14 protein-coding genes are annotated in these 12,166 nt (G+C 69.0%); 6 read left to right on the plus strand and 8 right to left on the minus strand.

Translation table 11 applies throughout. The features are described from left to right. Nucleotides 1–52 precede the first annotated feature (52 nt). From CRP45_RS03280 to CRP45_RS03290, 3 genes are all read right to left on the minus strand, one after another. Nucleotides 53–1,195, minus strand: a complete 1,143-nt coding sequence (locus CRP45_RS03280; protein WP_097243711.1) for an alkaline phosphatase family protein — start codon at nt 1,193–1,195, stop codon at nt 53–55. A gap of 40 nt (nt 1,196–1,235) precedes the next feature. Continuing rightward, entirely contained in the window at nt 1,236–1,550 is a 315-nt protein-coding gene (locus tag CRP45_RS03285; protein ID WP_097243712.1) for a nuclear transport factor 2 family protein, read from the minus strand. A gap of 95 nt (nt 1,551–1,645) precedes the next feature. Next, complete coding sequence (locus CRP45_RS03290) at nt 1,646–2,266, minus strand: TetR/AcrR family transcriptional regulator (protein WP_067778053.1); 621 nt, start codon at nt 2,264–2,266, stop codon at nt 1,646–1,648. Between the two features lie 108 nt (nt 2,267–2,374). Between CRP45_RS03290 and CRP45_RS03295 the strand changes: the two genes are divergently transcribed. Genes CRP45_RS03295 through CRP45_RS03305 form a run of 3 tightly spaced genes read left to right on the plus strand, consistent with a single transcriptional unit; the run spans nt 2,375 to nt 4,742 of the window. Then, nucleotides 2,375–3,457, plus strand: a complete 1,083-nt coding sequence (locus tag CRP45_RS03295) for an SDR family oxidoreductase (protein ID WP_097243713.1) — start codon at nt 2,375–2,377, stop codon at nt 3,455–3,457. An 11-nt stretch (nt 3,458–3,468) separates the two neighbouring features. Next, nucleotides 3,469–3,801 (plus strand): hypothetical protein, encoded by a 333-nt coding sequence (locus CRP45_RS03300; RefSeq protein ID WP_097243714.1) that lies wholly within the window; start codon nt 3,469–3,471, stop codon nt 3,799–3,801. A 56-nt stretch (nt 3,802–3,857) separates the two neighbouring features. Then, nucleotides 3,858–4,742, plus strand: coding sequence for an LLM class F420-dependent oxidoreductase (locus CRP45_RS03305; RefSeq protein WP_097243715.1), 885 nt, complete (start codon nt 3,858–3,860; stop codon nt 4,740–4,742). 12 nt (nt 4,743–4,754) lie between these two features. On the opposite strand, the gene CRP45_RS03310 is transcribed toward CRP45_RS03305, so the two are convergent. Beyond that, nucleotides 4,755–5,333, minus strand: coding sequence for a class I SAM-dependent methyltransferase (locus tag CRP45_RS03310; protein WP_097243716.1), 579 nt, complete (start codon nt 5,331–5,333; stop codon nt 4,755–4,757). Nucleotides 5,334–5,447: 114 nt separating this feature from the next. Between CRP45_RS03310 and CRP45_RS03315 the strand changes: the two genes are divergently transcribed. Beyond that, the gene (locus CRP45_RS03315; protein ID WP_097244538.1) at nt 5,448–7,730 is read left to right on the plus strand and encodes an ATP-binding cassette domain-containing protein; all 2,283 of its coding nucleotides are present in this window, start codon (nt 5,448–5,450) and stop codon (nt 7,728–7,730) included. A 75-nt stretch (nt 7,731–7,805) separates the two neighbouring features. Here CRP45_RS03315 and CRP45_RS03320 read toward each other — a convergent pair whose 3' ends face one another. Then, on the minus strand, nt 7,806–8,375 hold the full coding sequence (locus CRP45_RS03320) for a TetR/AcrR family transcriptional regulator (protein ID WP_097243717.1): 570 nt from the start codon (nt 8,373–8,375) through the stop codon (nt 7,806–7,808). Next, complete coding sequence (locus CRP45_RS34405; RefSeq protein ID WP_245910017.1) at nt 8,372–8,740, minus strand: hypothetical protein; 369 nt, start codon at nt 8,738–8,740, stop codon at nt 8,372–8,374. The genes CRP45_RS03320 and CRP45_RS34405 overlap by 4 nt, the downstream gene beginning before the upstream one ends. Between CRP45_RS34405 and CRP45_RS03325 the strand changes: the two genes are divergently transcribed. Continuing rightward, nucleotides 8,663–9,565 carry a flavin-dependent monooxygenase gene (locus tag CRP45_RS03325; RefSeq protein ID WP_245909996.1) on the plus strand — a complete coding sequence of 301 codons (903 nt, stop codon included), beginning with the start codon at nt 8,663–8,665 and terminating at the stop codon, nt 9,563–9,565. The genes CRP45_RS34405 and CRP45_RS03325 overlap by 78 nt on opposite strands. On the opposite strand, the gene CRP45_RS03330 is transcribed toward CRP45_RS03325, so the two are convergent. Next, nucleotides 9,496–10,248: a MerR family transcriptional regulator gene (locus tag CRP45_RS03330; RefSeq protein WP_097243719.1), complete on the minus strand. Its 753-nt coding sequence runs from the start codon at nt 10,246–10,248 to the stop codon at nt 9,496–9,498. The genes CRP45_RS03325 and CRP45_RS03330 overlap by 70 nt on opposite strands. An 81-nt stretch (nt 10,249–10,329) precedes the next feature. Between CRP45_RS03330 and CRP45_RS03335 the strand changes: the two genes are divergently transcribed. After that, on the plus strand, nt 10,330–11,535 hold the full coding sequence (locus CRP45_RS03335) for an erythromycin esterase family protein (RefSeq protein WP_097243720.1): 1,206 nt from the start codon (nt 10,330–10,332) through the stop codon (nt 11,533–11,535). On the opposite strand, the gene CRP45_RS03340 is transcribed toward CRP45_RS03335, so the two are convergent. Beyond that, a complete protein-coding gene (locus CRP45_RS03340; RefSeq protein WP_097243721.1) occupies nt 11,522–12,148 on the minus strand; it encodes an HAD family hydrolase in 627 nt (208 codons plus the stop codon). The genes CRP45_RS03335 and CRP45_RS03340 overlap by 14 nt on opposite strands. Nucleotides 12,149–12,166 lie beyond the last annotated feature (18 nt).

The raw sequence follows: 12,166 nt of genomic DNA on the forward strand, positions 1-12,166 counted from the left end.
TCGAGGGTAAGCGGGCCTGCTTCGGGTGTGTCGAGGCGGTCCGGTGTGTCGATCAGGCGAGGCAGGTGCGCAGCGGCACGTTCAGCTCGGCCGAGGTCAGCGATCCGTGGTGGCCCAGCATCGCCGATTGCAGCGGTTCGGCGCCGGTGCGGATGACACCGCGCGGTCCGCGCGCCGCGACGACGAGATCCCCGATCCGCTCGACCACCGACGACTCCACCGTCGGCCCGAACCAACCGCGTTCGATCACCTCGGCGCGCGGCAGCACCGCGAAATCGGCGCCGAGGGTCTCCCGCCACGCCGCCGCGACATCGTCCACCGCGCCGTCGACGGTGTAGACGTGCCGGGCTCGCGGTTCGCCGCCGAGCCGGTCGACACCGGCGCGCAAGGCCTCGACCGCGTCGAAATCCACCGTTCCGGTCAGCTCCACCATGCCGTGGTCGGCGGTCACCAGCAGTGCCGCGTCCGGCGGCAGGTGTTCGGCGATCGTGGCGGCAAGGCGGTCGACGTGCGCGAGTTCCAGCCGCCACGCGTCCGAGGACGGACCACGCACATGACCGGTGGTGTCCAGGTCGCCGTGATAGGCGTAGACGAGCGAGCGCTCGCCCGCGCGCAAGGCGGTGGACACGCCGTCGACCAGATCGCCGAACGACAGGCTCGGGCGGAAATCGCAGCCGCGCAGCACGGCCCTGGTCAGTCCGGAGCCCGCCTGATACATCGGAGCCACCTGTGAGACGCTGATCCCCGCGCGGGCGGCGCGTTCGAACACCGTTGCGGCGGGCTGGAACTGCTCAGGCACGAGTTCGCGAAGCAGGTCGACCTTCGGACCCTCGCCGTGCAGGCGCCAGCGCAGCGCGTTGACCAACCGGTCGTAGCCGGGCACGTTCATCAGATATCCGACGATGCCGTGCTCACCCGGCGGCACCCCCACGCCGAGCGAGCTCAGGCTGGTCGCGGTCGTGCTCGGGAACCCCGCCGACAGCTGGCCGGGGGCGAGGCTCGACAGGAACGGCGCCTCCCGCTGGTGCGCGGCGAGCGCTTCCGCGCCGAGTCCGTCCACCAGTAGGACGCAGATCCGGCGGGCGGACAGGCCGAGGCCGAGCCGATCGATTTCGCCGGGCACACCGAGGCAGGCGAGGACGGAGGGGAACAGGTCGGCCAGGGAACCCGAGCCGTAGGGCGGCGCGTCGAACACGAGGTCAGAATGTCAAGATCGGCGCGGCCACGGCAAGGGGTCAGGCCTGTCCGGTCTCGAATCGGCTGATCTTGCCGTCGCGCACGATGAACCGCCACGCGGTGCGCATCGATCCCCAGCGCGAATTCGTGTAGTCGGCGAGCAGTTCCACGCCGCCGTCGGTCACTGATTCGACCTGCATCCGGCCGTTGCTCGCGAAGATCTCCGCGTCGGTCCACTGCGAGACATCGCGCTCCACGCCGTCGTCGGACATGGTCGCGTCCTCGGTGAGCACCGCGCGGAAGCGGTCGAGGTCGTTGGCGTTGAGCGCGTCCACGAACTCTTGGACGACGGGGTCGAGCTGCTGTGCGGACATCCGGTCATCCCTCTCGGCTCACGGTATTCGGGTTGAGCAGTGACGGAACAGCAAACATCTGGCGCCCACTCTAGGGCAGAAAGTGCTTAACCGGGTCAAGGCCCGGGCGTGAGAAACGAAGACACCGTGCGCAGTACTTCTTCGACCAGTTCGGGAGCGGTCGTGCCGAGTTGGCTGCTTCGTTTCTCCAGCTGACCGTCCAGCCACAGCGAGGCGAGTCCGTGGCCGATGCCCCACCAGGTGATGCCGAGGATGTCGGCTTTGTCGGCGGGCAGCAGACCGGCCGCAACGCAGTCGCCGATGGCATCGGCCAGGACCGCGAACGCGGCGTCGCCCGCGGCGACGGCATCGGGGTGCTTCTCCGGTTGGGAGAGCTCGGGCCGGAACATCAGGCGGAAGTAGGCGGGCTGCTCGCGCGAGAAGCGGACGTAGGCGACGGTCAGTGCGCCGAGGGTGTCCAGCGGTGAGCCGGTCGCGGCCGCCCGCGCGGCGGTGAGTTCGGCCGCGAGCAGCTCGAAACCCTTGGTGGACAGGGTCGCGAGCAGCGCGGCCCTGTCGGCGAAGTGATGGTACGGCGCGCCGGTGCTGACGCCCGCCTCTCTGGCCACGCGGCGCAGGCTGACCGCCGCGATGCCCTCGGTTTCGATCAGGCGCAAGCATGCGGCGATCAGCTCATCACGCAGTGCGCCGTGGTGGTAACTGGTCCGCTTCACCATCCGAGCGTATGCGACGGGGGCTGGACAACCTATCTATGCGGTGCTTAGATTATCTGAGCGGCGCTTAGATTCCGGCCGTCTCCCTCTTTCCCCAGACAGGTGGGACACATGAGCAACCAGGTACTCGTCACCGGCGCAACGGGATTCATCGCCGGACACGTCATCGCCGAACTTCTCGAACACGGCTATCGGGTCCGCGCCACCGTGCGCGACCTGGCGAACACCGGCAAGCGCGCGCACCTCGTGGAGCTCGCGCGCCGCCTCGGCGCGGACCTCGAGTTCGTCGCCGCGGATCTCGACCACGACGCGGGCTGGTCCGAGGCCGTCGCGGGCTGCGCGTACGTGCTGCACGTGGCCTCGCCGTTCCCTCCGTACATCCCCGACGACGAGCGCGAGCTCGTCGAACCGGCCGTGCAGGGCACGCTGCGGGTGCTGCGCGCGGCCGCCGCGGAGCAGGGGGTCCGCCGAGTGGTGCTCACCTCCTCGATCGCCGCGATCGCCTACGGCCACGACGTGGACGAGGTGCGCACCGAGGCGGATTGGTCGGTGGTGGAACGGATTCCGCCCTACCAGAAGAGCAAGACGCTGGCCGAACGCGCGGCGTGGGACTTCGTCGGCGGCCTGCCCGCCGAGCGCGGACTCGAGCTGGCGGCGGTGAATCCTGGCATGGTGCTCGGCCCGCTGCAGACCGCGGTCACCAGCACCTCCCACGAGCCGATCCGACGGCTGCTGGCGCGCGACGTGCCCGGCTCGATTCGCACCGGCTGGACACCGGTCGACGTGCGCGATCTCGCCGTGGCGCACCGGCTGGCGATGGAACTGCCGCAGGCCGCGGGCAATCGGTACATCTGCGCGGCCGATCCGGTGTGGATGGCCGACCTGGCCCGGATCCTCGCGGACGAGTACAACCCGCGCGGCCTGCGGGTGCCCACCCGGGTGCTGCCCGACTGGCTGATCCGGTTCATCGCCCGCTTCGACAAGGGTGTGCGGTTGGCCGTTCCGGTTCTCGGCCGCACCGAACTGGTCAGTGCGGACAAGGCGCGCAGGGAGCTCGGCTGGACCATGCGCCCCGTCCGCGAGACGGTGCTGGACACCGCCGAGAGCCTGCTCACCTTCGGCATCGTCGATGCGCCGGGTGTGCTGCCGAAGACGGCCGCGCCGCGCCCGGCGCCGAACGCGCTCGGCGCCTGAGGGGTTCGGACATGGTGACCGCCACTATCGTCCTCGCGATCCTCGGGTTCGTCCGCCGGTGGTTCCGCCGCGATTCCGCCGGCTCCGGCGCCGAGGGACAGGCGCGCCGTCCGCTTCGCCTCGACACCGCCGCGCTCCGCCGCCTCGGCACGGGAACGCTGCGGTTCGGCCGCGATGGAACACTGCGCCACTCTGGCGGCGACGGAGCACCGCGTCGCCTCGGCCGCAAGGAGGCGCTGCGCCGGTTCGCTCGCAATGTGATCCAGCGCCCGGTGCCCGCGCTGAGTGCGGCGGTGGCGCTGCTCGGCGTGGCCGTCGCGACGAGTGCGATCGCGCAGTGCTGAACCCGCGCGCCGGCCTCGGGTGGCGGGCACGCCGAGCTGACGGGTAGACAGTTCTGGTGACAGTGCAGCGTCCTCTTCGTTTCGGCGTGAACATGGTGACGCCGGAGTCCAGGTTCCGGTGGGTCGAAAAGTGCTGCAGGGCCGAGGAACTCGGCTTCGATGTCATCGGTGTCGCCGACCACCTCGGCCTGCCAGCGCCGTTTCCCGCCATGATCGTGGCCGCCGAGGCCACCGAACGGGTGCGGCTCAACACCTTCGTGCTCAACACCGCCTTCTACAACCCGGTGCTGCTGGCCCGCGACGCGGCGGGCGCGGACCAGCTCACCGACGGGCGCGTGGAACTCGGGCTCGGCGCCGGCTATGTCCGCGCCGAGTTCGACGCCGCGGGAATCCCTTTCGAGAGCGGTGGCAAGCGGGTGCGGCACCTCGAGCAGACGGTGACCACGCTGCGTGAGTTGTTCGCCGACCCGGAGTACCAGCCGCGCCCCGCGCAGCCCTCGGGCCCGCCGCTGCTGGTGGCCGGGTGGGGTGACCGACTGTTGAAGCTCGCCGCCGAGCAAGCGGACATCGTCGCTTTCGCGGGCGGGGGAGCGGCCACGCCCGGCGGCCCGGTGCTACTCGCCGACGAGGACGAAACCGCCGAGCGGGTGGCCTACGTCAACGAACTGCTCGGCGATCGCGCGGGCGAGGTCGAACTCAATCTCCTTGTGCAGCGCGTTGTTTCGCGAGACGAATGGGCCGCGCTCGCCGATGCGTACGCACCGGCGCTGCCGCCATCTGCCGCCGACAATCCCGAGCGGGTCCCGACCCTGCTCATCGGTTCGCCGGACGAGGCCGCCGACCGCGTCCGAGAACTGCGCGAGCGCTACGGAATCAGCTACTTCACCGTGCTGGAGCACAGTATGGAGCAATTCGCCCCGGTCCTCGCCCGCCTGCGCTGAGCGGGGACCGGTCTACGCGGGCCGCCGCCACAGCAATGTGTAGCGCCACATGAGACGACGCCGGATCCGCGCGCCGGGCAGGATCGCGGCCGCGGATTTCCGAATGTCGTCGATGGTGTCCACGGGATCCCGCATCGGCACGTCAGGACCGCTCGGGCGCGGTGGGAGGCGATCGATGGCCCAGATCAGCGGCAGCAAGGGCAGATAGCCCGCGTCGCGGACCGGCGTCATCTTCCACAGTCCGACCACGGCCAACGTGCCGCCGGGGGCGACGAGGCGGCGTAGGGCGCTCAGGCCCTCGTCGAGTGGCACGTGATGCAATGCCGCCACGGCTGTCACGTAGTCGAAAGCGCCTGCGAAATCGCGGAAGTCGGCTTGTTCGAAGCGCACGCCGTCCGCGCCCGACGCCTGTTTCAGCGCGTCCGCGTCCGCGTCGATCCCGACGACCTCGCGGCCGGGCGTCGCCAATTTCCTTGCCAGAAGCCCGTCGCCGCAGCCCACGTCGAGCGCGGTTCGTGCGGACGCCGGCGCCTTGGCGAGCAGCCAGGGGTGGTAACGAGTGTTGTGGTTCCAGTACGGGTCGCGGCTCACTTCACGACTCTACGGACGCCCTTCCAGCCGACGGTGATACCGATCCGTTCGAAATGTGATCTAGGCCACTCGACACTGGGCCTTTTGTCGGTGCGCGATGGCATGGTGTCCGGTATGCCTTCTACCGATTCGGCCGTTTCCGTCGATGTCATCCGGGTGCTCGGGGCCAGCGAGCACAACCTGCGCAACGTCTCGCTGGAGATCCCCAAGAACAAGATCACCGTCTTCACCGGCGTTTCCGGGTCGGGCAAGTCGTCCATCGTGTTCGACACCATCGCCGTGGAGTCGCAGCGGCAGCTCTACGCCACCTTCCCGGCGTTCGTGCTGAACTTCCTGCCGCGCTACGAGCGACCGCACGCCGAGGCGATCGAGAATTTGACCGCGCCGGTCATCATCGACCAGCAGCCGGTCGGCGGCGGCCCGCGCTCCACGGTCGGCACCATGACCGACATCTACTCGATGGTGCGCGCCATGTTCGCCCGATTCGGTTCGCCCTCGGCCGGATTCGTCTACAACTACTCGTTCAACGTGCCCCAGGGCATGTGTCCGGACTGCGACGGGCTGGGCATGACGGTTCGCGCGGACCCCGACCGGCTGGTCGATCGCACCAAATCGCTCAACGAAGGCGCCATTCTGCTCCCCGGTCACGGTGTGGGCAGCGGTGATTGGCAGCTCTACGGCAATTCCGGACGCTTCGATCCGGACAAGAAGCTGGCCGACTACACCGAGGCCGAGTACCAGGACTTCCTGTACGGCAGCGGCGGCAAGGTGGAGCTGACCTTCGCCAAGGGCACCTGGAAGGCCAATTACGAGGGGCTCGCGGCGAAGTTCACCCGTACCCGCCTGCAGCGCGACACCTCCACGCTCAGCGAGAAGACCCGCGAGCAGATGCAGAAGTTCCTCACCGAGGGCGTGTGCCCGACCTGCCAGGGCGCCCGCCTCAACGCCGCGGCGCTGGCCACCGAGATCGACGGCCGGAATATCGCCGAGTGGTCGCGGATGCAGATCACCGATCTGATGGCGGTGCTCGACGAGATCACCGACCCGGCCGCGCTCGGCCTGGCCGACGCCATCCGCACCGCGCTGCGCCGCGTCGCCGACATCGGACTCGGGTACCTGAGCCTGGACCGACCCACCTCGACCCTCTCCGGCGGTGAGGGCCAGCGGCTGAAGATGATCAAGCATCTGTCCAGCACGTTGATCGGGATGACCTACATCTTCGACGAGCCGAGCGTCGGGCTGCACCCGCGCGACGTCGGCAGGCTGAACGATCTGCTGAAAGCGTTGCGGGACAAGGGCAATACCGTGCTGGTCGTCGAGCACGACCCGGATGTCATCCAGATCGCCGACCACGTGGTCGATGTCGGTCCGCGCGCCGGTGTGCACGGCGGGCAGGTGGTGTTCCAGGGCAGCTTCGCCGAACTGCGCGCCGCCGATACGCCAACCGGCGCGGGTCTGCGCAGGCCCTTCACCGTCAAGGACAGCTTCCGCCCGGCCACCGGCGAGTTGCTGATCGAGCACGCGAGTGTGCACAACCTGCGCGATGTCACGGTCGGCATTCCCACCGGCATTCTGACCTCCGTCACCGGCGTAGCGGGCTCGGGCAAGAGCAGCCTCATCCGGGACGTGTTCGTGCGCCGACATCCCGAGGCGCTGTTCGTCGACCAGTCGCCGATCGCGGCGTCGTCCCGGTCGACTCCCGCGACCTATTTGGGCTTGATGGACCCCATCCGCAAGCTGTTCGCCAAGGCGACGGGCGAATCACCGAGCCTGTTCAGCTTCAACTCCGACGGTGCGTGCAAGCAGTGCGAGGGGCGCGGGGTGATCATCACCGAGATCGCCTACATGGATCCGGTCACCACGCACTGCGACGCCTGCGACGGCCGCCGCTTCTCCGAGGACGTGCTCGGCCACACGCTGCGCGGCAAGTCCATCGCGGACGTGCTGGAGATGTCGGCGGAGGAGGCGCTCGCCTTCTTCACGGAGAAGGTGCTGAACGCCAAGCTGCGCACCATGAACGAGGTCGGTCTCGAGTACCTGAGCCTCGGCCAAGCGATGAGCACGCTGTCGGGCGGCGAACGCCAGCGCATCAAGCTCGCCACCCAGTTGCAGAACACCGGCTCGATCTATGTGCTCGACGAGCCGACCACCGGTCTGCACATGTCCGATGTCGACACCCTGCTCGCGCTCATGGACGGCCTCGTCGAACGCGGCAACACCGTCGTCGTCATCGAACACAACCTCGACGTCGTCGCCCACTCCGACTGGGTCATCGACCTCGGCCCCGACGGCGGCAAAGACGGCGGCCAGATCGTCTTCACCGGCACCCCCGCCGACCTCCTGACCCACTCCACCTCGCTGACCGGCGAATACCTGCGCAAGTATAAGGCGGCCTGAACCAAAGCCCGCGGCCGCAGCGGCAAGGATCGGTGCGGCCGCGGGCTTTCCAGGTCACAGCGCGCTGGTCGCCGCTCACGCCAGGAAGCCCCTGAAGAGGATTCGCACGGTTTCCGCCAACTGCTGTCGATCGGGCTCCCCGCCGCCTGCCCCCGCCAGCCGGTCGAAGATCACCCCGTCCAGGCAGCCGACGAAGGCGTTGGCGCGCCGGGCCGGATCCGGGGCGCCCAGCGCCGCGAACAACTCCGTAGCCATGGTGCGAAATCGTGCTCCGCTGTCACGCAATGCTTTGCGAAGCTCGGGTCGCCGTGTCGACTCGAGCGCCAACTCGTAGCGGGCGAGCATGCGGTCCCGGTCGGTGGTCAGCCATCGCTCGATGATGTCGGCGAGCAGCGTCGAAAGTTCGTCGGGATCCGGGACGGCAGGCACCGGGAGGGCGAGTTCGGCGGCGTCGCGCTCCGCGAGCCGTTCGACGGTCGCCTCCAGTAACGCCTGCCGGGTGCGGAAGCAGTTCGAACAAGAGCCCTCCGGCAATCCCGCGGCCTGGTCGACGGCCCGATGTGTAAGACCGCGCATTCCCGTTCTGGCGAGGGTCTCGACCGCGGCGTCGGCCAGCCGGGTGCGGCGATCTGCGGTGTCGGTCACGGTCGCTTCCCATTCTTCGGTCCTGCACTACTACTGTAGTACGTGCAACTACAGCCGACGGCTGTGCCTACTTGTTCGCCGCCGCCAATGCACCGGCAGGTCAGCACAGCGTGATCGGCGAATTCGCCGAAGTTCAGCGCCGTTTCGGGCCGTGGCCGGATCCGATTCCCGCGGTGCTGGATGCCATCGACCCGGACGCTGTCCTCCGTCACGACATCTACGATCTGCCCGCCCTGGACACCTTCGCCCGCGGGCGGGTCGTCCTGCTCGGCGACGCGGCACACGCGATGACGCCCAATCTCGGGCAGGGCGCCAATCAAGCACTCGAGGACGCCGTCACGCTCGCCGTCATGCTCGGCAGGCATCCGATCCAGACCGCCTTGACCGGCTACGACCGCCTGCGGCGCACCCGCACTCGAACCGTCGCACGCCAGTCCCACCGCATCGGCACCGTCGCACAGTGGTCGGCACCGGCGGCGACCTGGTTGCGCGACAACGTCATTCGGATAGCACCGAACGGCATGATGTCGCGCAGCCTGGATGGCGCCCACCGGAATGAAAATAGTTGGGCCATCGCGCCTTCGGCGACGCATTGCCGCGCGGGCTGTTGGCGTGGATCGTCGCGCACGTGCGGACAACCCCTTCGTGGCCCACCGTTAGGATGCGCCAATGCATGTGCGGAAGGGGGCGGGGCGGCGCGCCGATACGGTGTTTCGCTCTTGGCGGACGACGGTGGGAGTGGCGGTCGCGTGTCTCGGGCTCGCGGCGATCTGCGTGCTCGCGATCGTCACGGATACGGCGGTGATCGCGGGGAAGATCGGGGCGCTGGTGTTTCTCGCGATCGGCGCGGAGATGGCGTGGTCGGGACTGCGGCGCAGGCCGGATCTGGTGATCACCGACGACGCCGTGGAGCACCGTGCGTTCGGCCGTATCGCGTGGTCGACGGTGGATCACGTGCGGGTGCGCCGGTGCCAGAGCGGGGACGCCATCGATCTTGTGCTGACCCACCCGGATCGGGAGTACGCGATCGCCACCGCGCCGTCCATTCCGATGACCTCGCTGTCGGTCCCGCTGCTGAAGGTCACCGAGGCGATGCGCGAGCACCGGCCGGAATTGGAGATCATCGCCGACTGACCGGCACGGCCGACGCCGAAACTCGTTGCGGCAGAGCGTTGAGCACGCGCAGGTAGTTCCCGAGCAGACCGGCCGCGTCGAGCATGGCAAGCCCCTGGGCGGTGAGTTTTCGTTGCCAGTCGTCGAGGGCGGCGGCCAATGCGGCTGTGCCACCGGCACTTCGGATCTGCTGGACGACCGTGGCGATCCGCTCCAGCGGATAGCCGCCGCGCCGAAGCAGATGCGCGAGCTCGGCGTCGCGGATATCGCTCGCGCTGTAGCGGCGGTATCCGGTGGCCGGGTCGCGCGCCGGGGCGAGGATGCCGACACCCTCCCACTTGCGCAGCGTCGCGGGGGTGATGCGGAGTCGGTGCGCGAGTTCGCGGATGGTTCGGCTGTCGGCGTCCTCGGCGACGGTGGTGTGGGACTCCGCCGCCAGGTGATCGACCGCGCGCCGCACAGAAGCGAGGGTTTCTCGATCGCGAAGCAACTGGCCGTGGCCGCCGTCGATGACGCTCAGGGCGTCGTCGAGCGCGTCGTCGTGGAGCGCGTTCATGATCCGGCCCGCGGTCGCGTGCCCGTACGCCGCGACTAGACCGAGAAAGGCGCGCAAGGCCGCCGCGTGCACTTCGGTGTAGATCCGGTAGCCGCTGGGCGTGCGCTCGGCGGGCGGGAGAAACCCGTCGCGCTCGTAGTTGCGGACCGCCTGGGTCGAGAGGCCGTGCTCGCGGGCCAGATCGGAGGGCCGAAAAGTTTTCACCGGTTCGAGACTCTACCGCGCCTCACCAAGCTCAGCCCGACGGAACTTTCAACCGATCTTTCAACGATACGATCGAAACACATGAGTCAGGACATTCGAGACTTCGTATCCGCGTCATGTGAGCTGGTAGCGCTCGGCGAGCCGACGCACCGGGAACCGTCCTTCGGTTTCGTCCGCAACGAGCTGTTCGTCCGGTTGATCGACCGCGGCTTCCGCTCGATCGCGTTGGAAACCGACCGCGTCGCCGCGCTCGTCGTCGACGACTACGTCCGGGACGGTGTCGGCAGCCTCGACACCGCGATGCGCGAAGGCTTCTCGCACGGGTTCGGCGACCTGGCCGCGAACCGGGAACTGGTCGCCTGGATGCGCGAATACAACCACAACCGACCACCTTCGGAGCGCTTGGCATTTCACGGTTTCGACGCCCCGATGGAGAACCCCGACGCACCGAGTCCGCGCCGCTTTCTGGAGCACACCCGCGACTACCTGCGGCTGGATCTCGACCTCGGCGAACTCCTCGGTGACGACGAACGCTGGGATCGCGCGGAGGCGATCATGGATCCGGCCGAATCGATCGGCGCGACGGCCGAGGCCGAGCGCCTGCGGGAGATCGCCGACGACATGCTCCTCGCGCTCTACGCGCGCGCACCGGAACTGATCGCCGCGACATCACGCGCCGCGTGGCTGAACGCGAAAATCCACCTCACCGCAGGCCGCTGTCTGCTGCGCTATCACCGGCAGGCGGCCCACCGTGGCGACGAGCGCGCCCGCCTGTCCGGCCTGCTGGACATCCGCGAGACGTCGATGGCCAAAAACCTTCTCGACATCCGAAACATCGAAGCCCGGCGCGGCGGCACCGTGATCGGCGCGCACAACGCCCACCTCCAGCGGAACCGGGGCACCATCCAGATGGCGGGAATGGACTTCGGGTGGTTCTCGGCGGGCGCCATCGTGGGGTCCCTGGTGGGTGAGCGATACGCCTTCATCGCCGGAAGCCTTGGCCGCAGCGAGGTCCTCGGACTCGGCGAGCCCGAGCCCGGCACCTACGAGAGCGTCCTCCAAGGTCGCATCGCCGACTGGGGTCTGACATCGACCGATGCGGTGACCTCCGCGCGCCCGCGCACCGACATCTCCCCGCGGCAGGGTTACTCCCCGCTCGACCGAGCGATCCTCGACACGGCCGACGCGGTCCTGCACATCAATACCGGTGCTCGCCGAGATGACGCGGGATGGAGTCCGGTCGAGCCCGCACATGGCGGGAGCGGAGGCACGCCTACATCGAGCTAGGCGCGGAGGCCGCCACGAATTCGGCCAGCCAGGAAGGGAATTCGGTGAGGCCGGGCAAGACGACGTCGGCGCCGGCGGCCAGCAGTTCGTCCGCGTCGCAGGGGCCGGTGGTGACGCCGACCGCGAACGCCGCGGCGGCCTTGGCGCCACGCATGTCGCCCGCGTGGTCGCCGACGTAGATCGCCGCGCCTTGCGCGCGCAGTGCCTCGGCCTTGCCGGTGGACCACACGTCACCGGCGAGGTGGTCGATTCGCCAGCCGAGTGCGTCGAGATGGAGTTGCGCGAGCGGCTGATGCTTGCCGGTCACGACCATCAGCCGCCCGTCGCGCGCGGTCACGGCGGCGAGCGCGGCCTCCGCGCCGGGCATGGCGGGGATGCGCGGCACCACGTCGGGATACAGCTCGCGGTAGCGGGTGATCAGTGCGGGAATGAGCTCGTCGGGCGCACCCGCCTCGGCGAGCAGCAGATCGAGCGGTGGCCCGAGCCGCTGCACGAAGTCGGCCCCGCGGAGCGGGAGCTGGAATTCCGCGGCGACGGTGTCGATGGCGTGCGAGACTCCCGGTCGCGAGTCGATCAGGGTCATGTCGAGGTCGAAGCCGACGGTCCAGGTCACCGCTCGACTCTATCCGGC

The organism is Nocardia amikacinitolerans, from assembly GCF_900215415.1.
GTDB classification, from domain to species: Bacteria; Actinomycetota; Actinomycetes; order Mycobacteriales; family Mycobacteriaceae; genus Nocardia; species Nocardia amikacinitolerans.